Below are 23,920 nucleotides of genomic sequence, written 5' to 3'. Positions count from 1 at the left end.
CCGGGCCGCGGCGGTTTCAGCCAAGCTCAATGTCCGTCCAGCCACCCTTCAGCCCACCAGCGTTGCAACCAGCCGGCCAGCACGGCCGGTTCAGGCAGCACAGGCCCGCCATTGAAGCGCTCGATCACCAAAGCCAAGTGGCCGCCGGGCTCCTGCAAGGCCCGCAAGAAGATCGCCTCGCCCACGTCAAGCGTGCGGAAGTGGGGCTGATGGCCCTGGCGCCACACACCCAGGCAGCGACTCTGCGGCAGGGACTCGGGCGCAGGCACCGCATCGTCAGCCTCCAATGCCTGCCACAAGGCCACCACATTGGTGCTCACTTCGCGCAAGACCAGGCCCGGGTGGCAAGCCGGGCTGCGCTGCAACCAGCGCCCTTCAGTGTCCGCCTGGACGGCCTCGGCGCTCAAAGCCGGCCTGTCGGGCCCGTCAAAGCAAGCGCGCAGATCCCAGTCCAGCCGCGCCAGCTCATACAGCTCAAGGTTGCGCGGGTAGCGGGCCCGCAGAAAATCAGCCAGGCCAGCACCATATCGGCCCAGCCCTTCGCCCGCAGGCGGGTGGGTGACCGCAAACAAACGAGCCTCGGCCTCGAAGGTGTCGCCCCCCATGTAGCGCAGCAAGCGCGGGTGGGCATCGGCCAGCACCTCGGCCAGGCGGGCGCGGTAGGCGTTGCGGTAGATGGCCAGGCCGCGCTCGCCACTCAAGCCCTGTGTGCCGGCCAACGGGGCCGTGTCGAGCAAGGCCAGCGCCTGTTCGGCAGGCACCTGGTCGAGCAGGCAGGCGCTGAGGCTGTGTTGCAGTTCAATCAGCGGGGTGGCGGCAACAGCCGGCCAACGCAAGGCGGCTGACGAGCCAGCAGGGGCGGCCCCCGCCAGTGGCCCGCGGGCGATGTCGCGGGCCTGCCCCAACTCGGCCAGCAGCACCGACAAGGGGGGAATGTGGTCATCGCGTTCGATCATGGTGGCCACGGCACCGAAGCGCTGGCAGGCACTCGCGTAAAGCGCCCAGACCTCGGGTGCCACGGGGTGGTCATGGGTGTCGATGATGTGGGTGCCATCGCGCGAATGACCAGCCAGGTGGATTTGCCGCACCCGGGCCGCCGGCAAGGCGTGCAGATAGTCTTGCGGGTCAAAGCCATGGTTCACGCTGCTGACGTAGAGGTTGTTCACGTCCAGCAGCAGATCGCAGTCGGCCGCTTCGACCACGTGCGTCAAAAACTCCCATTCGGCACTCGCCGAATCGCGAAAGCGCAAGTAGCTCGACACGTTCTCCAGCACCAGACGACGCTGCAGCACGTCCTGCGCCTGGCGGATGTGGGCGATCACCCGTCGCGCCGCCTCTTCGGTGTAGGGCAGCGGGTACAGGTCGTGCAGACAGCGCCCCGGTGTGCCGGTCCAGCACAGGTGATCGGACACCCACATCGGCTGCACGCGGTCGGCCAGGGCCTTGACGCGGGCCAGGTACGCCAGATCAAGGCCCTGGGCTGACCCGATGGACATGGCCACGCCGTGCATGGCCATCGGGTAGTCACGGCGGAAGCGATCCAGCATGGCCAGCGGCTTGCCACCTTCGACCAGAAAATTGTCGGTGATGATTTCAAGCCAATCCAGGGGCTGCGGACCCGCCAGAAAATCACCGTAGTGGGGCGTGCGCAAGCCCAGGCCGAAACCGGGCGACTCAGAGGAGGTAGGGCTCATACCAGCGGGCGGCAACCGTGAAAACAGTGAACAAAGGGCACGCTGCCGTGCCCCTGAAAGATCGGCAGATCAGGCCATCAAAGATCGCTGATGGTGCCGCCCTTGCTCAGGCACTGACCGGCGCCGAGGGCCTTGAAGCCATGGCCCTTGCACTCGTTTTGCCCTTTGCAGGCGTGTTCAGCCGTCTTGCAATCGCTCATGCCTTTGCAATCGTTGACGTTGTAGCAATGCACGGTGTCCTTGGCGCCCACCGACTTGCCCATGCCACCCATGGGGGTGTCGGCAGCCATGGCGGCCGAAGCGAAGGCCAGCGCCGATGCGGCCAGGGCGAAAGAAGCGGCAGACTTGAGAGTGGTAGCGTTCATGAGGTGACTCCTGATTCAATGAAAGTGAATGAATGGCTGAAAGACACGGGCGGGGCCTGCGTCCTACCGGAACAGCGCTGAAGCTGCCTCCGATGCACGTCAGTCGGTCTCGGCACTCACTTCTTACAAGAGCAACTCAAAAAAACTGAAATATCAGGCTCATGAAGGCCCGGGCTTCTTGCGGGCCCTGGGATGGGCCGCGTCGTAGGCCTTGGCCAGGTGCTGAAAATCGAGCCGGGTATAGACCTGGGTGGTGCTGATGTTGGCGTGCCCCAGCAGCTCCTGCACGGCGCGCAGGTCGCCGCTGGACTGCAGCACATGGCTGGCAAACGAGTGGCGCAGCATGTGGGGGTGCACGGCGGCCGGCAGACCGGCCTGCAGGCTGCGACGGCGCAGCCGCTGCCACACCGACTGCGGAGTCAGCCGGGTGCCATGGCGCCCCATGAACAGGGCCGGCTGGGTGCTGGCCGCGCCCGCCAGCTCGCCGCCGCGCAGCGTCAGCCAGCGTTGCAGGGCCGCCAGGGCCGCCCGGCCCAGCGGCACGCTGCGTCGCTTGCTGCCTTTGCCCATCACATGCACCTCGGCCTCGTGCAGGTCAACCCAGCCTCGCCCTTGCTGGTGCGCCTCGGCGCTGGCCTGCAGGTCCAGCCCCACCAGCTCGCTCACACGCAGGCCACAGCCGTACAGCAGCTCGACCATGGCGGCGTCACGCGCCTCCAGCCAGGGGTCGTCGTCGGGGTTGTCGTGCTCGGCCAGTTGCACCGCCGCGTCCACCCCCAGGGCCTTGGGCAAGGGTTGGGGCGACCTGGGGGCGCGCACGTCGGCCACGGGGTTGCTGGCGATCAGGCCCTCGCGCCCAAGCCAGGCATAAAAGCCTCGCCACGAGGACAGCACCAGCGCAATGCTGCGACCGCCCAGGCCGGCGCCGTGCAACTGGGCGGCCCAGCGGCGCACCTGGGCCGGGGGCACGGCCGGCAGGGCCAGGCCGGCCGTGTCGGCCAGGCTTTGCAGGCGCGTCAGGTGTTCGGTGTAAAGGGCCAGGGTGCGCGCCGCCAGGCGCTTTTCGTAGCGCGCATGGTCCAGGTAGCGCTGAATCAAGGGCTGACTCAGTGACTGGCCCTGGGGCTGGAAAGCGCGATCCCCGGCGTCCACAGGCCCGCTCAGTCGCGCAGGCGCGTCAGGGCCGCGCTGGCCAGCTCGGCCATGCGTTCCAGGAAGTCGGTGCCCATGCCGCTGTGGAAGCGCTGCGGGTCGGGCGAGGCCAGCACCAGCATGCCAAAGGCCGGCGAGGCACTGCCGATGGCGCCCACGCGCAGCGGCAGCAGAGCCAGCGAAACCACGGCGGCCGGATCGGCCAGCCACTGCACCGCTTCAAAGCCTGGGTTGGCGCCGCAGAAGGGCGCCGTCAGTGACGAGGCAAAGGTCTTGGCGTCATCGCTCACGCCCAGGGCAAAGGACTGCTCTGCGTGCGCGGCCGACACGCCCCAGACCTTGATGGCCACCTGGGGCACCTGAAACTGGCCGCGCACATCGGCCGCGATGCGCTCGGGCAGCTCCAGCGGGCTTTCGGTGCGCAACAGGCCCAGGGCCCAGCGCTGCAGCTTGTCGGCAATGATGGCGTTCTCGTTGCTGTGCCGGATCATGTCCATGATGCGGCCTTCGAGCGTCTTGATCTTGTCGCGCAGCATCTCAGCCTGGCGCTCCTGCAGGCTCACGGCGCGGTTGCCATGCGGGCTGGTCATCTGCACGCTGGCCAGCACCTCGGCGTGGCGCTCGAAGAAATCAGGCGAATTGGCCAGGTAGTTGGCAATGTCGTCTTCGGTGATCGGGTTCATGCCAGGGGTTTGGATTGCGGTCATGGGGAGGGCGGGCTCAAGAAGACGGTCAGAAGGAAATCAGAGGTTGTCGGGCACATCGATCTGGCCCTCGAACACGGTCACGGCAGGGCCGGTCATGCGCACGGGCTGGCCCAGGCCGGCCCATTCGATGGTGAGTTGCCCGCCGCGGGTCTGCACGTCGACACGGGCGTCAAGCAGGCCCAGGCGAATGCCTGCCACCACCGCTGCGCAGGCCCCGGTGCCGCAGGCCAGGGTTTCGCCCGTGCCGCGCTCGAACACGCGCAGGCGCACCTGGCTGCGCGACACCACCTGCAGAAAGCCCACGTTGACCCGGCGCGGAAAGCGCGGATGGCTTTCCACCAGGGGCCCCACGCTGGCCACCGGGGCGGTGTCCACGTCGTCCACCAGGGTCACGGCGTGGGGGTTGCCCATGGAGACCACGGCCGCCGCCACCGCATCGAGCGCGGGTTGGCCGGCCAGGGCCAACGGCCACAGCTGCCAAGAACCGTGCGGCCGGGCCTGCAGATCGGTGGCATCAAAGGGGATGTCGGCCAGCTCGAACACCGGCGCCCCCATGTCGACGGTGACACGGCCATCGGGATTGAGCACCGGCTCGATGATGCCGGCGCGGGTGTGCACGCGGATCGCATCCTTGGTGGTCAGGCCCTTGTCGCGCACGTAGCGGGCAAAGCAGCGCGAGCCGTTGCCGCACTGCTCCACCTCGCCGCCGTCGGCGTTGTGGATGATGTATTCGAAATCGATGCCGGGTGCGGGGCCGGGGCGCACAGTCAGGATCTGGTCGGCGCCCACGCCGAAGTGGCGGTCGGCCAGGTAGCGGTAGTGCGCCGGGCTCAGGGGCAGGCGGGCGGCGGTCTCGTCGAGCACGACGAAATCATTGCCGGCGCCCTGCATCTTGGTGAAGCGGATCTGCATGCCCCGATTATCGGGGCTTCCGGCGCCGCGGCGAAAGCCGGGGCGCCGGGCCTGGGCTCACTCCAGGGTGATGTTGGCGGCTTTCACCACCTCGGCCCACTTGTGCCGATTGGCCTTGACGGTGGCCTTGAACTGTTCTGGGTTCTCCAGGCGCACGCTGTTGCCCGCGCTTTCGAGCTTGGCCTTGACCTCTGGGTTCTCCAACACCGCCTGCACCGCACTGTTGAGGCGCTGCACGATGCGGGCATCGGTCCCCTTGGGGGCAAAAAGGCCAAACCAGATCGAGCTGTCAAAGCCCTTGGTGCCCGGCAGCCCGCTTTCGGCGATGGTGGGCACCTCGGACACCGCACCCACGCGCTTGGCCGTGGTCACCCCCAGCAGGCGCACCTTGCCAGCCTTGTACTGGTTCAACACCGTCTGCACCTGGTTCATGATGCAGCAGGTCTCGCCCCGCAGCACGGCCGTCATGGCCTCGGGGCCGCCCTTGTAGGGCACGTGGATCATGTCCAGCCCGACCCGGGCATTGAACTCGGCAAAGGCCATGTGGGTGCCGGTGCCATTGCCGGTCGAGGCAAAGTTGTACTTGCCGGGGTTGGCCTTGACCAGGTCGACGAACTCCTTGAGCGTCTTCACGTTGATCACGTCGGGGTTGATGGTGAGCACGTTGGACACATCGAGCACCGGGGCCACCGGCACGAAGTCGCTCTCGACGTCGAAGGACAGCTTCTTGTACAGCGCGGCATTGCTGCCATGGGTGGCCGCGGTGCCGAACACCAGGGTGTAGCCATCCGGCTTGGCCCGCGCCACGAACTCGCTGGCAATGTTGCCTGCCGCACCGGGCTTGTAGTCGATCACCACCGGCTGGCCCAGCTGCTTGCCCAGGGGCTCCTGGATGTGGCGCGCCACCACGTCGACGCCCGAACCGGCCGGAAAGGTCATGACCACGGTCAACGCGTGCTGCGGCCAATCGCCCTGGGCCAGCACCGGCCCGGCCACGCCGATCAGGCCGGCAGCCAGCCAGTTGAAGCCATGGCGCCACAGCGCGCGGCGAAGGGGTTTTGTCATCAAGGCTCTCCCGAAAAATCGACAAGGGGTGAAACGGAATCGAAAGGAATCGCAGCATTGTGACCAGATGCACATGCCTGGAACGTCTTTGCTTATGCCCTGCCGCGTCGCGAGCAAACACCGTGCCGACCTGATGGTCCTGGGGGAAACCCCAGTCCTGAAGGTGTCAACGCCTCCGACACCGCTGCCGATAATGGCCCGCATGACCCGTTCAAGCCAGCTTTTGCACCCTTCACGCGAACCCGCCCCCCTGCGCCCCGCCGCCACCGTGCTGCTGCTGCGCGATGCCACCAGCCCCCAGGGGCAGCCCGGCATCGAGGTGCTGATGACCCGGCGTTCGATGAGCGCCAGCTTTGCCCCGGGCGCCTATGTGTTCCCAGGGGGGGGCATCGATGCGCTGGACGCGGCCTCTCACGCCCAGGCGCGCCGCCGCCCGGGCCAGAGCGACCTGAACCTGACGCGGGCCATCGCGGCCATCCGCGAGAGCTTCGAGGAGTTGGGCGTGCTGCTGGCCTGGCAGGCCGACGGCCGGCTTGCCGATGCCAGCACCATCGCCCAACTGGACCGCAGCCAAGCCTTTGCCGCCCAATGTCAGGCCCTGGGCCTGCGGATGGCGGCCGACCAGGTGTTTGTGCTGGCGCACTGGATCACCGACCGCGACCTGCCCAGGCGCTTTGACGTGCCCTTTCTGGTGGCCCGCATGCCGGCCGACCAGACGCCCGTGGCCGACGAGGCCGAACAGTTCGAACCGGTGTGGGTCAGCCCGGCCGAGGCGTTGGCCCGCCATGCGGCCGGCCAGTTCTTCATCATCTTCCCGACCATCCGCACCCTGGAGCGGCTGCAGGCCTACACCACGGTCGACGCCGTGCTGGCGGATTGCGCCAGCGAGCAGCCGCTGTGGACCAGTTGCCCACGCGCTGGCCTGCTCAATGGGCACGAAGCCCGCTACATGGAGCACGAACAGCCCTACGGCGAACTGGCCCTGGTCTGCCCCGACGGCCAGATCGTGCACGAACTGGCCTGGCAGACCGATCGCCCGGTGGCCCTGCTGAAGAACGTGCAACGCCTGACCGCCCCCAACCCGGGCGTGATGACCGGCCCGGGCACCAACAGTTACCTGGTGGGCGACCCCGACACCGGTTACATCGCGATCGACCCTGGCCCGGCCGATACCGAGCACCTGGAAAAGCTGTGGCGCGCTGCCGGCGGTGACATCCGCCACATCGTTTGCACCCATTCACACCCCGACCACTCACCCGGCGCCGCCCCGCTGCAAGCCCTGTGCCGGCGCCATGGGCGCCCGGTGCCCGATATCCTGGGCCTGGCCTCGGCCCCCACCGCCCGCGCGGCCAGCGAATTCAGCCCCGAACGAGCCCTGGCCCATGGCGAACGCCTGCTGCTGCAAGCCCCTGGCGAGGCCGCGCCCCGCCACACCCTGGAGGTGCTGCACACCCCCGGGCACGCGGCCAATCACCTGTGCCTGCTGTTGCTGGAGGACGGCCTGCTGTTCTCGGGCGACCACATCCTCAATGGCAGCACCACGGTGGTCGATCCTCCTGACGGCAACATGGCCGACTACATCAACTCGCTGGATCTGCTGGACCAAGCCTGCGAACGCGCGGGCGTGGACTTCATCCTGCCGGCCCATGGCTATGTGCTGGACCAGGCGCGGGCCGCCATCGCCCAGCTCAAGGCGCACCGCCTGCAACGCGAGGCCAAGGTGCTGGCCGCCATGCGCGAACGCCCCGAGGGCACCCCTGAACAATGGGTGGAACTGGCCTACGCCGACGTGCCTACCCGCCTGTGGCCGGTGGCCAAACGCTCACTGCTGGCCCATGTGGAGCGCCTGCGCAGCCTGGATGCGACATTGGGCTGAGGCCCGGAATTGCGACTTTTTTGCAGCCCATTGGAAGAAAGTCGCGACTTTCTTCCAACAATCAAGTCAGCATGGGCGCGTAAACTCGGCGCCCCGCCCCAGCCCAGCCCCACCCCCATGACCGACCCCATCCGACTCTCCAAACACGTGGCCGACCAGGCCGCCTGCTCACGCCGCGAAGCCGAATTGCTGATCGAGGGAGGTTGGGTGAAGGTCAACGGGCAGATCGTGGAAGAGCCCCAGCACCGGGTCACGCCCGGTGCCGACGAGGTGCTGGTCGACCCGCAGGCCCGTCCCGAGACCGTGCCGCCCGCCACCCTGCTGTGGTACCGGCCCGACCCGGAGACCCCTTGCGATGCGCTGGCCTTGCAGGCAAGCGCCCCGATCAGCCGGTTTCCGGTGCGGGTGCTGAAGCGGCATTTCAACCAGCAGCAGGCCATTGCCGGCCTGGGGGGGCTGGCCACCGGCCTGGTGGTGTTCACGCAGGATGGCCGCATGCGGCGACGCCTGCTGGAAGACGAAGCCGAGATCGAGCAGGAATTCATGCTGGAATTGCCGGGCCAGTTGACCAACGAGGCCATCGACCAGTTGGCCGCCCGCCTGCAACAGGCCCGGCTCTGGCCCCAGGTGCCTGTGGTGGGCAAGCTGAGCCTGAACGCGCGCGGGCCGCAAGGCACCCGGCTGCGTTTTGCCCTGAAGGCCAGCAGTGCCCAAGGGGTGCTGGATTTGTGTGCCAGGGCCGGCCTGCGGCCGCTGGCGCTGCGCCGTACCCGACTGGGCCGGGTGGGTCTGGCCGGGCTGGAGCCCGGCCAGTGGCGCTTCATGGGCCCGCACGAGAAGTTCTGAGCCGGCCCCTCGTTCGCGCCAGTCGCTTTACTCGCTGAGGCGGGCCGCCCGGCGCTGGATCATGGCCGGATCGACCGACAAAGCCTGGGCAATGGCCCGGCCGTAGTCGGCATCGGCCTTGTAGAAGAAAGCCAGCACCGTGTCGCGGGTTTCTGCACTCTTCACCTGCCCCAGATCGCCAGCCAGGTTGGACACCAGGTTCTTGCGCTCGGCCGGGCTCAGGCTGCGGTAAAACTCGCCGGCCTGGCGGAAGTTCAGGGTCTTGCCGATGGCCGCCTGCTGCGTGCTGCCGGCCAGGGGCAAGGCGCTGGACTTGAATTGCGGGTCTTCCTTCACCGCCACCTGACGGCTGGGTTCGTAGTTGACCGAGCCACTGCGCTGGCCACCGTTCATGGCACCGTCCTGGTTGTTCGAGACCACCTCGGCGCGCGGGCGGTTCACCGGCAGTTGCAGCGCATTCACGCCCACGCGGTGCATCTGGGTGTCGGCGTACGAGAACACGCGGCCCTGCAGCAAACGGTCTTCCGAAGCCTCAATGCCCGGCACCAGATTGGACGGCGCGAACGCGGCCTGCTCGGTCTCCTGGAACACATTGGCCGGATTGCGGTTCAGCGTCATGGTGCCCAGCTTGCGCTCCGGCACACCGGTCCAGATCTTGGTCGGATCCAGCGGATTGAACTCAAAGCTGTTGAGTTGCTCAGGGCGCAGCACCTGCACGTACAGGTCCCACTGCGGGTATCGGCCGCTTTCGATCACCTGCATCAGGGCCCGCGTGGCGTGGTTGAAATCCTGGGCCTGCAGGGCACTGGCCTCGCCGGCAGTCAGGTTGTGCTGCCCCTGCACCGATGCCCAATGGAACTTGACATACACATATTGGCCCTGTGCATTGACCATTTTATAGGCATGCACGCTGTTGCCATCCATCAAATGGTAGCCCTTGGGGGTTCCATAATCAGAATATAGCCGCGTCAGCATGTGGGTAGCCTCGGGCACATGCGAGAAGAAATCAAAGAACCGATTCGGATCCTGCAGATTGGTGTCGGGGGCCGGCTTCAGTGAATGCACCATGTCCGGGAATTTGATGGCATCGCGAATGAAGAACACCGGCAGGTTATTGCCCACCAGATCCCAGTTACCTTCAGGGGTATAGAACTTGGTGGCAAATCCGCGTGGATCACGCAGGGTTTCGGGCGAATGCTGACCATGCACCACCGTCGAGAAGCGCACGAACACCGGCGTTTCCTGGCCGGGCATGAACACCTTGGCGCGGGTCAGTTCAGAGGCATCTGCCGTAGCCTTGAACACCCCGTAGGCACCAGCACCGCGCGCATGCACCACGCGCTCTGGCACCCGCTCACGGTCAAAGCGCTGCAGCTTCTGAATCAGGTGGACGTCTTGCAGCAAAGTAGGCCCTGCAGCGCCAGCCGTTTGGGAGTTTTGATTATCCCCCACTGGCGCGCCATTATCACGTGTCAAAACATCCGCCGAAACCGAGCCCGCCACCAAAGCAGAAACAATTACAGCACTTACAGATCGAAGCACAAAAAATCTCATGAAATCAAAATCCAATCAAATGAAGGGAAAATGATTTTAAAAGCTGGATATTCAACACCAAATCATGAGACAGACATCACCGAGATAATCAAAATCAATCCAGCCATCCGGCCACAGACCTTCGCCACGGACAGCGCACAAAGATGGCAAAAGCAGAATCCAAAAAGAAGAAAACCGGCGAAACCAAGGTCTCGCCGGTGGCATTCGGAATCATCTCGCAAGGTGGAAATGAATGAAATAAAGTGTGAAGTCAGCCGATAAGCCGGATTCTGTGCACCGTGCTTGCGCACGGTGTGACCGCCATTACTCTTGGCCGGGGGTCACCCACCCGGCTCGATGCTACCTACCCGCCAACTCTGCGGAACCACATCAACGTTGGCCTACTTGGTATTGCTGCGCGTAGAGATTGCCCGTTTCACCCTGATCGGTTCCCGATCAGGGTGGCTGGGGGGATCACGCTTGCGCGTGACCGGGTCGGTTGACACCGACCCCACTGTGGCTTGCGCCACAGCCCCCAGAACACCTTGGTCTGGAGTGGCCGAACAGACTCGTCTCTGTTGCTCTGATCCTCACCTCGCGGTGGAGAGCCGTTAGCTCCTACGCTGTCCTGTGCAGTCCGGACGTTCCTCCAGTGCGGTGTTTCCACACGGCGACTTGCGTCGCCGCCCTTTCGGCTAGCACCAGCGGCGGTCTGGCTGACTTCACGGGCGCCATTATGACGGCAAGACATGAGCTTAGACCGACAAGTCGACATCAAGCACGGCAGAATGCGCAGGTGACGGGCCGGCTTCGGCCCCTATCCGCCAACTCATCCCAACCACCGTGGAGACCGCATGAAAGCCGACAACATCCTCCAGACCATTGGCAACACACCCCATGTGCGCATCAACCGCCTGTTCGGCCCTTCGGCTCAGGTGTGGATCAAGTCCGAACGCGGCAATCCTGGGGGCTCGATCAAGGACCGCATTGCGCTGGCGATGGTCGAAGACGCCGAGAATTCGGGCCGCCTGCAGCCCGGGGGCACCATCATCGAACCCACCTCGGGCAACACCGGCGTGGGCCTGGCCATGGTGGCCGCCGTCAAGGGCTACAAGCTGATCCTGGTGATGCCCGACAGCATGTCGATCGAGCGCCGCCGCCTGATGCTGGCCTACGGTGCCAGCTTCGACCTGACCCCGCGCGAAAAAGGCATGAAGGGCGCCATTGCCCGGGCCGAAGAACTGGCCGCCCAGACCCCGGGGGCCTGGATTCCGCAGCAGTTCGAGAACGCGGCCAACATCGCGGTGCACGTGCGCACGACTGCGCAGGAGATCCTGGCCGATTTCCCGGATGGCCTGGACGTGCTGATCACCGGCGTGGGCACCGGCGGCCATATCACGGGCACGGCGCAGGTGCTGAAGGCGAAGTTTCCCCAGCTCAAGGTGTATGCGGTCGAACCCACAGCCTCACCCGTGATCTCGGGGGGCGCACCGGCCCCGCACCCGATCCAGGGCATTGGCGCAGGCTTCATTCCCAAGAACCTCGACACCAGCTTGCTGGACGGTGTGATCCTGGTCGAAGCCGAGGCGGCCCGCGAATACGCTCGCCGCTCGGCGCGTGAAGAAGGCATTCTGGTGGGGATCTCCTCAGGCGCCACGCTGGCCGCCATCGCCCAGAAACTGCCCGAACTGCCGGCCGGCGCCAAGGTGCTGGGCTTCAACTACGACACGGGTGAACGCTATCTGTCGGTGGACGGTTTCCTGCCCTCGTGAGTCCCCACGATCGAATCCTGAACCAGGAGCGCCGTGGCCTTGAGGCCCGGCGCTTTTTGGCGGCCGGCGGGACGGCCCCTTAAAATCCGGGCCCCGCATTGCCTTTTGCTTGATCAACACAAGCCGGCCCGACCATGATCCGAATTTCCGAACTCAAGCTGCCCCTGTCCACCCTGCCCGAGGACAGCAGCACCCAGCCCGAGCAGGCGCTGCGCGACCAGGCGGCCCAGATCCTGGGCATTGCCCCCAGCGACATTGCCACGCTGCACGTGCACAAGCGCAGCTTCGACGCGCGCAAGCCCGAACTGCTGACGGTGTACATCGTCGACCTGAACCTGCAGGACCCCGGCGCCGAGGCCGCCCTGCTGGCCCGCCATGCCCAGCACCCACACATCCTGCCCACGCCCGACATGGTCTGGCATCCGCCAGGCCACGCGCCTGAGGGTTTCCCCAGCCAGGCCAACGAGCGCCCGGTGGTGGTGGGCTTTGGGCCGTGCGGCATTTTTGCGGCCCTGGTGCTGGCCCAAATGGGTTTCAAGCCCATCGTGCTGGAGCGCGGCAAGACGGTGCGTGAACGCACCAAGGACACCTGGGGCCTGTGGCGCAAGAAGGTGCTCAACCCCGAGTCGAACGTGCAGTTCGGCGAAGGCGGTGCCGGCACGTTCTCGGATGGCAAGCTGTACAGCCAGATCAAGGACCCGCGCCACCTGGGCCGCAAGGTGATGGAAGAATTCGTGCAGGCCGGCGCGCCCGAAGAGATCCTGTACGTGGCGCGCCCCCACATCGGCACCTTCAAGCTGGTGAAGGTGGTCGAGACCTTGCGCGAGCAGATCGTTGCCCTGGGTGGCGAGATCCGATTTGAACAACGTGTGGTCGATGTGACGGTGGACGAAGGGCCTCAGGGCCGCCGCCTGCAGGCCCTCAAGGTGCTGGACGTGGCCAGCGGCCAGACCTACGAGCTGCCCACCCGGCACGCGGTGCTGGCCCTGGGTCACAGCTCGCGCGACACCTTTGCCATGTTGCACCAGCGTGGCGTCTACATGGAGGCCAAGCCCTTCTCGATCGGCTTCCGGGTCGAGCACCCGCAAAGTCTGATCGACCGGGCCCGTTGGGGTCGCCACGCCGGCCACCCGCTGCTGGGCGCGGCCGACTACAAACTGGTGCACCACGCCAGCAATGGGCGGGCGGTTTACAGCTTCTGCATGTGCCCGGGCGGCACCGTGGTGGCGGCGACCTCCGAGCCGGGGCGCGTGGTCACCAACGGCATGAGCCAGTACTCGCGCAATGAGCGCAACGCCAACGCCGGCATCGTGGTCGGGATCGACCCGGTCGATTACCCCAGCGATGCCGCGGCCTTTGAATGGGCGCTGGGCGATCAACAACGCTGGCAGGCGCCTGCCGACGGCAGCGTGCACCCTCTGGCCGGCGTGGTGTTGCAGCGGCAACTGGAATCGCGCGCCTATGAGCTGGGCGGCAGCAATTACGAAGCCCCCGGACAGCTGGTGGGCGACCTGGTGGCGGGGCGCTCGTCCACGGCACTGGGTTCGGTGGAGCCCTCGTACAAGCCCGGCGTGAAGATGGGCGACCTGTCGCTGGCCCTGCCTGAATACGCCATCACGGCCATGCGCGAGGCTTTTCCGGCTTTTGGTCGCAAGATCAAGGGCTTTGACCTGCACGACGCGGTGCTGACCGGCGTCGAGACGCGCACCTCATCGCCGCTCAAGATGACACGCGACGAGCATTACCAGAGCCTGAACACGCGCGGCCTGTTCCCTGCCGGTGAAGGCGCCAGCTACGCCGGTGGCATCCTGTCGGCCGGGGTGGACGGCATCAAGGTGGGCGAGGCGGTGGCCAAAAGCCTGCTGGGCGTGCCCCCACGCTGAAGCGACACCTCAGCCCAGCCGAAGCTGAGCCGTCGCCCCGGCCGAGGCCGGCAGGCGGAAGGTTTCCACCAGTTCTGCGAGTTGCTGGGCCTGGCTGCGCAAACCCTGCGCGGCCGCAGCCGACTCCTCGACCAAGGCGGCATTCTGCTGCGTGATCTGATCCAGGCGCACCACCGCTTCGTTGACTTGGCCCAGCCCGGTGCTTTGCTCACGGGCCGAGTGGCTCAGTTCGGCCACGATGGTGCCCACCCGGGCCACCGAATCGACGATGTCGCCCATGGTCGTGCCGGCCTGCTGCACCAGTTGCGCCCCCGTGCCCACCTCATTCACGCTGCTGGCGATCAGGTCGCGGATCTCCTTGGCGGCAGTGGCGGCACGCTGGGCCAGCACACGCACCTCGCCGGCCACCACGGCAAAGCCCCGCCCTTGCTCGCCGGCCCGCGCCGCCTCGACGGCCGCGTTGAGAGCCAGGATATTGGTCTGAAAGGCAATGCCATCGATCACGCTGGTGATGTCGGCGATGCGGCGCGACGAGCCCGATATCGCATCCATGGTGGCCACCACGCGCTGCACCACCTCCCGGCCCTGAACAGCCACCTGGCTGGCAGACGCCGCCAGGCCTTCGGCCTGCTGGGCCGAGGCGGCACTGTGCTGCACGGTGCTGAGCAACTCCTCCATGCTGGCCGCCACCTCTTCAAGGTTGGAGGCAGTCTGCTCGGTGCGGGCCGAGAAATCGTTGTTGCCCGCCGCAATCTCCTGGCTGGCATTGGCCACCTGGGCACTGGCGCTGCGCATGCCGGCCACCAGCTCGACCAGACGCGCCTGCATGTGGCCCAGGCGGGCCAGCAGGGCCAGCACCTCGTCGCGCTGGCCGGCCTGCTCGGCCGGCACGGGCTGGGTCAGGTCGCCCTGGGCGATGTGCGCCGCCAAGCCCGAGGCCTGGTCCACCGGGCGCAGGATCGAGCGGGCCAGCCACAGGGCGCTGACCACGCTCAGCAGCAAGCCCACCACCGAGCCCGTCACCAGCAAGCTGATGCCCTGGCGCTGGCTGCTGAGCGCTGCGGCCCGGGCCTCGGCCACGCGCTGGCGCTGGTGTTCGGCCAATTGATCGACAGCGGCGGCGTAGCGATCGGCCGCCGGGCGCAGCAACCCGCGAATCGAATCCTCTGAAACAGCCTCCCCCGCGGCCTTCTGCTTGACGAGTTTGTCGCGGGCCTCGCGAAAAGCGTTGCCGGCCTGGTCAATGGCGGTGAACAGATCGCGCGAGGCGGCATCGGTGGCCAGCGCATCGAGGCGCTTGCGCACCTCGGCTGAGCGCGCCGAGGTGGCCTTGCGGTCGGCATCGATGCGGGCGGCAAAGGCGGGGTTGTCAATCAACAACAGGGTCTCGGCCCGGCTGGAGCTGATGACCACGATGGCGTGCAACTCGCGCGCCAGCAAGGCGCGCTCGGAAGAGTCCCCACCCAGGTCATCGGCAATGCCTTGCAGCTGGACCAGGCGCCACACCCCGATGGCCGCCGCCAGTGACATCACCAGGCACACCACACCAAAAGCCAGGGCCAGGCGGGGGGCCAGGCGAATCCGGGACGAAGCCAGCAATGCCATACCGATGCTCCAGGGTAAATCACCAACGGAGCACCAGAATAGTTCAGCGGTATATCGATGCCAAGCGGAATTTCCGCGCAGCATCAGCCCGCCTCAACTCCGGTTGAGGAAATCCAGTGCCAGGACGCTCAGTGAGCGCACGCCCATGGGCAGCGCCTCTTCGTTGAAGTCGAAGCGCGGCGAATGGTTGGACGGCGCCGTGGCGGCCTGCTGGCCCTTGGGGGTGGCGCCCAGGAAAAAGAAGAAGCCGGGCACCACTTTCTGGAATTCAGAGAAGTCTTCCGAGCCGCTGATCTTGGGCACAACGACCGCCTGACCATTCATGGCCTGCTTCAGGGCGGGTACCGACGCCTGGGTGAGCGCAGGCGAGTTCACCGTGACCGGGTAGGCCACCGGGCCAAAGCGCACCTCGGCCTTGGCTCCGCTGCTCTCGGCGATCAACTGGGCCGTGGTGCGGATGCGCTTTTGAGCATCACTGCGCATGGCCTCGTCAAAGGTGCGCAGGGTGCCCTGCATCTCAACCTTGTCGGGGATGATGTTGAAGCGAGTGCCGCCATGGATGGCGCCGATCGTGAGCACAGCCGGTTCTTCTGTGATGTTGAGCTGGCGACTCACCACGGTCTGCAGCCCCAGCACCACCTGGCTGGCGGCGACGATGGGGTCGACCCCGGCCCAGGGTGCCGAGCCATGCGCCCCCCGGCCCAGCACATTGATGTAGATGTCGTCGGCACTGGCCATCAATGGGCCACTGCGGTAGCCGGCCACACCGAAAGGAATATTGGCGGTGAGGTGCAGCCCATAGATCGCCTGCACATCCTTGAGCACACCCTGTTCGATCATGGCCTTGGCGCCAAAACTGGGTGACACGCCCTTGGCATCCGGCTCGCTCGGAGCGCCTTCTTCGGCGGGCTGGAAGATGAAACGCACCGAGCCGTGGATCTGGTCTTTCATGCCCGCCAGGGCCTGGGCCACGCCCATCAGGATGGCGGTGTGCCCATCGTGCCCGCAGGCGTGCATCACCGGCACCTCCTTGCCCAGGTACTGGGCCTTGACCTTGGAGGCGAATGGCAGGCCCGTGCCTTCGGGCACGGGCAGCGCGTCCATGTCGGCACGCAAGGCCACCAGCTTGCCCGGGTGGGCGCCCTGCAGGGTGGCCACCACACCCGTACCACCGACGCCCGTCTGCACGCTCAACCCCAGACCGCGCAGGTGCTCAGCCACCAGGGCTGCAGTGCGCTGCTCCTGTCCCGACAGCTCAGGGTGGGCATGGATGTCGCGCCGCCAGCTCACCAGTTGAGGCGACACCTTGGCGATCTGTGCATCGAGCGCCTGCAGCGTGGGGGCATCCACCCCCTGGGCCTGCGCGGCCGAGGCCAGGACCAGCAGGGCACTGGAGACAGCCGCCAGAGCGGCACGATGGGACGAGGACGGTGAACGCAGTTTCATGGGGGTTTCGCCTTGGACTGTTGGAAAACATCCATGCTAGGGCGGCTTGTGTCACACAGAGGGCGCTGGAATCGCCATTGCTACAGCCAAAATAGCCACCGGCCAAGCTGCTAACGCAGCGCCCACCGGCCCTTCGCCAAACCATGCCGCCCACCCTCACCCGCCCGCCTGCACCGACCACCGCCCTGTCGCCTCGCCAAGGCCTGCATGTGGACATCCCGCTGCTGCCCCAGGTCACGCTGGGCAGCGCCCTGACGTTGATCGATCTGCTGCGCACGGCGCGCATGCTGGCCCAGCTTCGCCTGGGGGTGCTGGCGCCCCCCATCAGTTGGCGCCTGCTCACGGCCGAAGGCGGCGCCTGGCCGCCAGCGGCCTCGCAGGCCACAACACACCCGGTGCCCGTCACCCTGGCCTCTCGCTTTGAAGACTACCTGGGCAGCGCCCCACCCACCGGACAAGGCGTGGTTCAACACGCCGTGTTCCTGCCCCCCATGCTCGCGGCCGACATCCCCAGCGTGCGCGCTCTGGTGCAGGACCAAGGCGTTCTGGTGACGGCACTGCGCCAGGCCTTGGATGCCGGTGGCCTGCTGGCCTGTCAAGGCAACAGTGCCTGGCTGGCCGCCGCCACCGGGCGGGCTGGGGGCCGCGCGCTCGTGTTGCCCTGGTTCTACGCATCAGCGTTTCGGGACGACCATCCGGAGGTGCGGCTGGTAGCCGATCAGGCCTGCGTGGTCGAGGCGCCCTGGTTCAGCGCGGCCGGGGCTGAGCAGTTGGGTGGGCTGGCCTGCGCCCTGCTGGAACACAGCACCGGGCCCGGTCTGGCCCAGCTGTGCCGCCAGGCCTTCGAGTTCGACCCCGAACGCAGCCGGGCCGCGGCCCAGGCCAGCGCCCAGATTCGCAAGACCCGCGACAGCACCCTGGCGCGGGCCATTGCGTGGCTGGAACAGCACCTGGAGGCGCCCTACGACCTGGCCACCGTGGCCGCCGCAGCGGCGGTGAGCCCACGCACCCTGCTGCGGCATTTCCGCCAGGAACTGGGCCGCAGCCCGCTGGACCAGCTGCACCGGATGCGCTGCGCCCGGGCCCGGGTGATGCTGGAGATCACCCTGGAGAGCGTGCCCACCATCGCGTTGGCCTGCGGCTACAGCGACCCCCATGCCTTCCGACGGGTGTTTGCCCGCCACAGCGGGTGCACGCCTTCGGCCTACCGCGAAGCCCATGCACTGCGGGCCCCGAGAGCCCGTTGGCGGCTGGACCCGGCGCAATGGGACAAGGCCAGCGCCCAGGCCCTGTGATGAGCCGGCAGATGATCCAGAAGGATCAACTGGCCTGCAGGCGCGCAATGCGCTCTTCGATCGGCGGGTGGGTGGAAAACAGCTTGCCCAGGCTACCGGTGATGCCCATGGCGGCCACGCTCTTGGGCAGCTCGCCGGGCACCATGCCACCCAGGCGCGCCAGCGCATGCACCATGGGCTGCTTGCGACCCATCAACTGGGCTGCGCCGGCATCGGCACGGAACTCGCGCTGGCGCGAGAACCAGGCCACGATCATCGAGGCCAGGAAGCCCAGCAGGATGTCGAGCACGATCGTGGTGATCATGTAGCCGATGCCCGGGCCCGATCGTTCGTCGTCGCCCTTGCGCAAAAAGCTGTCGACGGCGTAGCCGATGACGCGCGACAGGAACACCACAAAGGTGTTCATCACGCCCTGGATCAGGGTCATGGTGACCATGTCGCCATTGGCCACGTGGGCAATCTCGTGGCCGATCACGGCCTCGACCTCTTCACGCGTCATGCCTTGCAACAACCCGGTGGACACGGCCACCAGCGCCGAATTCTTGAAGGCACCGGTGGCAAAGGCGTTCGCCTCGCCTTCGTAGATGCCCACCTCGGGCATGGCGATACCGGCCTTGTCGGCAAAGCGGCGCACGGTGTCGACGATCCAGGCCTCGTCAGGCGACTGGGGCTGGTTGATCACGCGCACACCCGACGTCCATTTGGCCATGGGCTTGCTGATCAGCAGCGAGATGAAGGCGCCGCCAAAGCCCATGATCAGGGCAAAGCCCAGCAGCGCACCCAGGTTGAGGCCATTGGCCGTGAGGTAGCGGTTCACGCCCAGCAGGCTGGCCACGATGCCCAGCACCACGACCACGGCCACGTTGGTGAGCACCAGCAAAAGAATACGTTTCATCAAAGCTCCATCTAGGGTTGTCGGTCAGGTCTTGAGGTGGGGGCGACTCGATGGCCGCCAACCCCCAGGCCCATGCGCAATGTGCTTTGTTATCGAATGCTTTTGCAGGCCTGCGCAGGCCTTGTTCCGAAGGGGGATCTTAGTGGGAAAAGTTCCGGACAGCCGGGAAGGGCCGCATCCGGCCGGGGGCACCGTCGCCCGGGTCAGGCCGCGGCGACGGGCAGGCGCCGCTCGACCGTCGGGCGCAAGGGCCTGAAAACCTGGCTGTCGAGGTAGAAGTCGGGGCTTTGGTTTGCCGCCCACCAGCCCGGCACGCCCAGCACCGGCAAGGGCACAAAGGGCTTGGTGGCCAGCTTGGCAGGTGTCAGATCGGTCGCCAGCCAGGCGTCCAGGGCGGCAGCCTGTCCGTCACAGTCGCCCGGCACGTGCCAGACATGGGCCGTGACGGCCTTGTAGGGTCGCACCAGTTGCTCCAACAGGGCGTGGCCGAACAACAACAGGCGGGCCTGCCCCCAGAGGGGTCGCAAGGGGCCGAACAGATCGACCCAGCGGCGCTCCTGCAGGGCCTGCCACAGGGGATCGGGGGCCTGCAAGAGCGCGCCGTTCTCATCCAGCAACGTCAGGGCGTCTCGCACCGGCCCGCGCAGGGAGCGGCTGTCGGCCGGGCCCCGGGTCGGTTGGACCAGCTCACGGACATGCAGGTCGTTGAGCCGCTGTTTGGCCTGGGGCCAATGCAACCAGCCCAGGCCGTTGAAAAAGTCGTGAAGGTTGTCGCGGGTCGGCACCAGGCCTTGATCGTGGATGCCCTGCTCATAGGCGGCGGCACCGGCGGCCTGGGTCTGCGGCTGGAAGCGGCACGCCAGCCCGGCCGCCAGGGCGGCCTGGTTGAGCGCACCGGCCACCGAAGCCCCGGCCAGCACTGAGGCGGCCAGCGGCTCGCCCACAGCGCGCCAGGGGGCCAGCCAGGGGGCGGCCCAGTCGATGTCGATCAGACCAGGCGCCAAGGCAGGGCTTCGCCAGCGCGCAGCGGTTTGAGTTCGGCCTGGCCGAAAGTGAAGCTTTCGGGCGGGATCCAGCTTTCGCGCTTCAAGGTGATGTGGCCGGTGTTGCGCGGCAGGCCGTAAAAGTCGGCCCCATTGAAGCTGGCGAAGGCCTCCAGCTGATCCAGCCGGCCCACGCGGTCAAAAGCCTCGGCGTACAGCTCGATGGCGGCGTGCGCCGTGTAGCAGCCGGCACAGCCTGTGGCGTGCTCCTTCAGGTGGGCCGGATGCGGTGCGCTGTCGGTGCCCAGGAAGAAGCGGGGGTTGCCACCGGTGGCCACGTCCACCAGGGCCTGGCGGTGGGTTTCACGCTTGAGCACGGGCAGGCAGTAGTAGTGCGGGCGGATGCCGCCCGTGAAGATGGCGTTGCGGTTGTACAGCAGGTGGTGGGCGGTGATGGTGGCGCCGGTGAAACGGTCCGCCTCCTGCACATACTGAGCGGCTTCGCGGGTGGTGATGTGCTCGAACACGATCTTGAGCTCGGGGAAGTCGCGGCGCAGCGGGATCAGCTGGGTCTCGATGAACACGGCTTCGCGGTCGAACAGGTCAATGTCGGACGAGGTGACCTCGCCATGCACCAGCAACAGCAGACCCTCGCGCTGCATGGCCTCCAGCGTGGGGTAGATCTTGCGCAGGTCGGTCACGCCCGCGTCGCTGTTGGTGGTCGCCCCGGCGGGGTAGAGCTTGCAGGCCACGACACCGGCGGCCTTGGCACGCACGATCTCCTCGGGCGGCAGATTGTCGGTGAGGTACAGCGTCATCAGCGGCTCGAAGTTCAAGCCGGCCGGCACGGCGGCGCGGATGCGGTCACGGTAGGCCAGCGCCTGCTCGGCCGTGGTCACCGGGGGCTTGAGGTTGGGCATGATGATGGCGCGCCCGAACTGGGCGGCCGTGTGTGGCACCACGGTGTTCAGCGCGTCGCCATCGCGCACATGAAGGTGCCAGTCGTCGGGGCGGGTGATCTTGAGGAGGTCGGTCATGGGCGGGGATTTTCGCACTCCTGGGCCAGGGGCGCCCCGCACCAGAGCCCTGCCTGGGCTCTTAGACCGTGAAATGCCCGGCCGCCTCGGGCTGGTATTCGATCGACACGATGACCCAGCAGGCCTCGCGCCCATCGGGGGTCTGCCACTGCACCTGCTGGCCCACCGGCCAGCCCAGCAGGGCCAGCCCCACGGGCGACAGCACTGACAACTGCCCTTTTTCAGGCCGGGCCTCGGCGGGGTAGGCCAGCGTGATGTGGCGCAGCGGCCCCCCGTCGACAGGTTTCACCGTGACACGCGACTGCATGGTCACGACACCGCGCGGGATGTCGCGCGATGGCACGACGTCTGACTCGTCAAGCACGGTGGCCAGGGCGCTGGCCAGGGGTTCAGGCAGGGGTTGGCGCTCACGCAGGCGACGCAGGCGCACCTCGTCGAGTTCGGTCAACACGCGGTGTTCGGCCGCTGGCGAGGGTTGGGGGGCAAAAGGTTTGGAATCCATGGTCAGTTCGCTCAGGCAAGAATTCAGACAGAGAGTCACCGGCGTGGACCGGCCGGCTCGGTGGCTGGCGGCTGGGCTTCAAGGCCAGGCCGCACTGAGGGCCCGGCGATTCAGCCAAAACGAACGAACGAATCACCGGGCTCGGGGGTCTGCGGCGAGGACGCCGCGGCGCAAGGGGTGAAGTCGGATTGGATTCATGAACAAGCATCTTAGAAGCGGAAGGCCGCTCCAGTGTTTCAACCTGTAAATGGCGTGGAATGAACCCGGGGTCACCGGGGTGCCAACGGGCACAAGACGCTACAAATGGTAAGACGATAATACCGATGCGCGCCTGGTGGATTCACCGCTACCATGGCCCGCGGTCGTCGCCGAGGCTGTTATCCGGGCCCTGCAGCGAACCGGCCCTCTGCTGTGCGCCATCCGCGTGCCGCGTTCCTGCGTTCTTTTGCCAACCCTGTTGCCCAACATGTCCTCTTCTCCAGCCAAGCCGCCCGTGCTTGACCCCGCCAACCTGCCTGAACCAGAAGCCGACGAACCCACGCGCGTGCCCCTGGCCATCGAAGACTGGCTGACCGTGCTGATCATGGCGGCCCTGGCCCTGATCACCTTTGCCAATGTGCTGGTGCGCTATTTCACCAACTCCTCGTTTGCCTGGACCGAGGAGTTCTCGGTTTTCCTGATGATTGTGTTGGCCCTGGTGGCCGGCTCGGCTGCGGTGGCGCGCGACCGCCACATCCGCATCGAGTATTTCTCGGACAGCGGCTCGATGGCGCGCCGGCGCGGCCTGGCCTGCTTTGGAGCCCTGATGGTGGCCCTGCTGTTCGGCGCGATCGCCGTGTTGAGCGTGCGCGTGGTGTGGGACGACTACCGCTTCGGCGAAACCTCACCCGGCATCGGGGTGCCGCAATGGTGGTATTCGATCTGGATGCCGATCATCTCGGCGGCCATCAGCCTGCGGGCCTTCGGCCTGTTCCTGCGCCGCCTGCGCGGTGCCGTGGCCGAGGTGGAGGCCCAACCATGATTGCCACCCTGTTGTTCATCGCCTTCCTGGCCATGATGCTGGCCGGCGTGCCCATCGGGGCCTCGCTGGGCCTGGCCGGTACGGCCGCCATCGCTGCCGCCAACCTAGACGCCCAATGGTTTGGCCTGCTGGCCGTGCCGCAGAACTTCTATGCCGGCCTGGGCAAGTACCCGCTGCTGGCGATCCCCATGTTTGTGCTGGTGGGCTCGATCTTCGACCGCTCGGGCGTGGCCCTGCGGCTGGTCAATTTCGCCGTGGCCATCGTGGGGCGCGGCCCCGGCATGCTGCCCCTGGTGGCGATTGCCGTGGCCATGTTCCTGGGTGGCATCTCGGGCTCGGGCCCGGCCAATGCCGCCGCCGTGGGCGGCGTGATGATCGCGGCCATGTCGCGCGCCGGCTACCCTGCCAGCTTCTCGGCCAGCGTGGTGGGTGCCGCGGCGGCCACCGACATCCTGATCCCGCCCTCCGTTGCTTTCATCGTGTATTCGGTGCTGGTGCCCGGGGCCTCGGTGCCGGCCCTGTTCGCCGCCGGCATGGTGCCCGGTGTGCTGGCCGGCCTGGCGCTGATCGTGCCCGCCGTGTGGATGGCACGCAAACACAAGATGGGCGCCCTCGAATCGAGCCTGCCCCGCCCCGCTTTCTGGAAGAGCCTGCGCGAAGCGGTGTGGGGTCTGGCGGCCCCGGTGCTGATCCTGGGCGGCATGCGCGCCGGCTGGTTCACGCCGACCGAGGCCGCCGTGGTGGCCGTGTTCTACGGCTTGTTCGTGGGCATGTTCATCCACCGCACGATCCGCTTCCGCGACCTGTTCGTGATCCTGCGCGAGTCGGGCGAGCTGTCGGCGGTGATCCTGATCGTGGTGTCGCTGGCCGGCATCTTTGCCTACTCGCTGTCCACCCTGGGCATCATCGACCCCGTGACCCGGGCCATCGTGAACTCGGGCCTGGGCGAATATGGCGTGCTGGCGCTGCTGATTCTGCTGCTGATCACGGTGGGCATGTTCCTGGACGGGGTGTCGATCTTCCTGATCTTCGTGCCCCTGCTCCTGCCCATCGTGCAGTACTACAAATGGGACCCGGTGTGGTTTGGCGTCATCCTGACGCTGAAGGTGGCACTGGGTCAGTTCACCCCGCCGCTGGCGGTCAACCTGATGGTGTCCTGCCGCATTGCCAAGGTGCGCATGGAAGAGACCGTGCAATGGGTGGGCTGGATGCTGTTCTCGATGTTCCTCATCATGGTGCTGGTGATTGCCTTCCCCGAGCTGGCCCTGTGGCTGCCGAGGCAGATGGGCTATTGAGAGCCGCCCACCCGCTCGTTCATACCGACTCAGATC

20 protein-coding genes and 1 other RNA gene are annotated in these 23,920 nt (G+C 66.7%); 7 read left to right on the top strand and 14 right to left on the bottom strand.

What is annotated here, in order from left to right; all coding sequences use genetic code 11:
• Positions 1–26 precede the first annotated feature (26 nt).
• The 6 genes from bufB to AC07VS_RS18450 all read right to left on the bottom strand — a co-directional run bounded on the left by bufB (position 27) and on the right by AC07VS_RS18450 (position 5,895).
• A complete protein-coding gene (gene bufB, locus AC07VS_RS18475; RefSeq protein ID WP_494751672.1) occupies positions 27–1,694 on the bottom strand; it encodes an MNIO family bufferin maturase in 1,668 nt (555 codons plus the stop codon).
• Between the two features lie 77 nt (positions 1,695–1,771).
• Positions 1,772–2,059, bottom strand: coding sequence for a BufA2 family periplasmic bufferin-type metallophore (gene bufA2, locus AC07VS_RS18470; protein WP_492348179.1), 288 nt, complete (start codon positions 2,057–2,059; stop codon positions 1,772–1,774).
• Positions 2,060–2,218: 159 nt separating this feature from the next.
• On the bottom strand, positions 2,219–3,157 hold the full coding sequence (locus AC07VS_RS18465; RefSeq protein ID WP_494751671.1) for a tyrosine recombinase XerC: 939 nt from the start codon (positions 3,155–3,157) through the stop codon (positions 2,219–2,221).
• Between the two features lie 62 nt (positions 3,158–3,219).
• The gene (locus AC07VS_RS18460) at positions 3,220–3,918 is read right to left on the bottom strand and encodes a DUF484 family protein (RefSeq protein ID WP_492348177.1); all 699 of its coding nucleotides are present in this window, start codon (positions 3,916–3,918) and stop codon (positions 3,220–3,222) included.
• Between the two features lie 36 nt (positions 3,919–3,954).
• A complete protein-coding gene (gene dapF, locus AC07VS_RS18455; RefSeq protein ID WP_492348176.1) occupies positions 3,955–4,830 on the bottom strand; it encodes a diaminopimelate epimerase in 876 nt (291 codons plus the stop codon).
• Positions 4,831–4,887: 57 nt separating this feature from the next.
• Positions 4,888–5,895: a Bug family tripartite tricarboxylate transporter substrate binding protein gene (locus AC07VS_RS18450; RefSeq protein WP_492348175.1), complete on the bottom strand. Its 1,008-nt coding sequence runs from the start codon at positions 5,893–5,895 to the stop codon at positions 4,888–4,890.
• A 202-nt stretch (positions 5,896–6,097) separates the two neighbouring features.
• Between AC07VS_RS18450 and AC07VS_RS18445 the strand changes: the two genes are divergently transcribed.
• Both AC07VS_RS18445 and AC07VS_RS18440 read left to right on the top strand, forming a co-directional pair.
• On the top strand, positions 6,098–7,771 hold the full coding sequence (locus tag AC07VS_RS18445) for an MBL fold metallo-hydrolase (RefSeq protein WP_494751670.1): 1,674 nt from the start codon (positions 6,098–6,100) through the stop codon (positions 7,769–7,771).
• A gap of 117 nt (positions 7,772–7,888) precedes the next feature.
• Complete coding sequence (locus AC07VS_RS18440; protein WP_494751669.1) at positions 7,889–8,617, top strand: S4 domain-containing protein; 729 nt, start codon at positions 7,889–7,891, stop codon at positions 8,615–8,617.
• 27 nt (positions 8,618–8,644) lie between these two features.
• Here AC07VS_RS18440 and AC07VS_RS18435 read toward each other — a convergent pair whose 3' ends face one another.
• Both AC07VS_RS18435 and rnpB read right to left on the bottom strand, forming a co-directional pair.
• Positions 8,645–10,171: a catalase gene (locus AC07VS_RS18435; RefSeq protein WP_494751668.1), complete on the bottom strand. Its 1,527-nt coding sequence runs from the start codon at positions 10,169–10,171 to the stop codon at positions 8,645–8,647.
• A gap of 242 nt (positions 10,172–10,413) precedes the next feature.
• Positions 10,414–10,874: RNase P RNA component class A (gene rnpB, locus AC07VS_RS18430), an RNA gene on the bottom strand.
• A gap of 130 nt (positions 10,875–11,004) precedes the next feature.
• Between rnpB and cysK the strand changes: the two genes are divergently transcribed.
• Together cysK and AC07VS_RS18420 are read left to right on the top strand one after the other, a co-directional pair.
• Entirely contained in the window at positions 11,005–11,922 is a 918-nt protein-coding gene (cysK, locus tag AC07VS_RS18425; RefSeq protein ID WP_492348171.1) for a cysteine synthase A, read from the top strand.
• 134 nt (positions 11,923–12,056) lie between these two features.
• Positions 12,057–13,805 (top strand): NAD(P)/FAD-dependent oxidoreductase, encoded by a 1,749-nt coding sequence (locus AC07VS_RS18420; protein ID WP_494751667.1) that lies wholly within the window; start codon positions 12,057–12,059, stop codon positions 13,803–13,805.
• Positions 13,806–13,814: 9 nt separating this feature from the next.
• On the opposite strand, the gene AC07VS_RS18415 is transcribed toward AC07VS_RS18420, so the two are convergent.
• Together AC07VS_RS18415 and AC07VS_RS18410 are read right to left on the bottom strand one after the other, a co-directional pair.
• On the bottom strand, positions 13,815–15,410 hold the full coding sequence (locus AC07VS_RS18415) for a methyl-accepting chemotaxis protein (protein WP_494751666.1): 1,596 nt from the start codon (positions 15,408–15,410) through the stop codon (positions 13,815–13,817).
• A gap of 93 nt (positions 15,411–15,503) precedes the next feature.
• Positions 15,504–16,856 (bottom strand): amidohydrolase, encoded by a 1,353-nt coding sequence (locus AC07VS_RS18410; protein WP_492348168.1) that lies wholly within the window; start codon positions 16,854–16,856, stop codon positions 15,504–15,506.
• Between the two features lie 143 nt (positions 16,857–16,999).
• Here AC07VS_RS18410 and AC07VS_RS18405 point away from each other — a divergent pair, with 143 nt between their 5' ends.
• Positions 17,000–18,151, top strand: coding sequence for a GlxA family transcriptional regulator (locus AC07VS_RS18405; protein WP_494751665.1), 1,152 nt, complete (start codon positions 17,000–17,002; stop codon positions 18,149–18,151).
• A 25-nt stretch (positions 18,152–18,176) separates the two neighbouring features.
• Here AC07VS_RS18405 and htpX read toward each other — a convergent pair whose 3' ends face one another.
• The 4 genes from htpX to rnk all read right to left on the bottom strand — a co-directional run bounded on the left by htpX (position 18,177) and on the right by rnk (position 21,568).
• The gene (htpX, locus tag AC07VS_RS18400) at positions 18,177–19,046 is read right to left on the bottom strand and encodes a protease HtpX (protein ID WP_031254624.1); all 870 of its coding nucleotides are present in this window, start codon (positions 19,044–19,046) and stop codon (positions 18,177–18,179) included.
• Between the two features lie 203 nt (positions 19,047–19,249).
• The gene (locus AC07VS_RS18395) at positions 19,250–20,050 is read right to left on the bottom strand and encodes a DUF3025 domain-containing protein (protein WP_492348166.1); all 801 of its coding nucleotides are present in this window, start codon (positions 20,048–20,050) and stop codon (positions 19,250–19,252) included.
• On the bottom strand, positions 20,035–21,066 hold the full coding sequence (pyrC, locus tag AC07VS_RS18390; RefSeq protein WP_494751664.1) for a dihydroorotase: 1,032 nt from the start codon (positions 21,064–21,066) through the stop codon (positions 20,035–20,037). The genes AC07VS_RS18395 and pyrC overlap by 16 nt, the downstream gene beginning before the upstream one ends.
• Before the next feature lie 61 nt (positions 21,067–21,127).
• Positions 21,128–21,568 (bottom strand): nucleoside diphosphate kinase regulator, encoded by a 441-nt coding sequence (gene rnk / locus AC07VS_RS18385; RefSeq protein ID WP_494751663.1) that lies wholly within the window; start codon positions 21,566–21,568, stop codon positions 21,128–21,130.
• 466 nt (positions 21,569–22,034) lie between these two features.
• On the opposite strand from rnk, the gene AC07VS_RS18380 reads away from it, so the two are divergent.
• Together AC07VS_RS18380 and AC07VS_RS18375 are read left to right on the top strand one after the other, a co-directional pair.
• On the top strand, positions 22,035–22,589 hold the full coding sequence (locus tag AC07VS_RS18380; RefSeq protein ID WP_494656732.1) for a TRAP transporter small permease: 555 nt from the start codon (positions 22,035–22,037) through the stop codon (positions 22,587–22,589).
• Positions 22,586–23,884, top strand: a complete 1,299-nt coding sequence (locus AC07VS_RS18375) for a TRAP transporter large permease (protein WP_492348162.1) — start codon at positions 22,586–22,588, stop codon at positions 23,882–23,884. Before AC07VS_RS18380 ends, AC07VS_RS18375 begins: the two co-directional genes overlap by 4 nt.
• Positions 23,885–23,920: the final 36 nt, after the last annotated feature.

Source organism: Curvibacter sp. GW821-FHT01G03 (assembly GCF_059422285.1).
The sequence above is the reverse complement of the archived record's forward strand: the minus strand, read 5'-3'. Positions and strand labels throughout refer to the sequence as shown.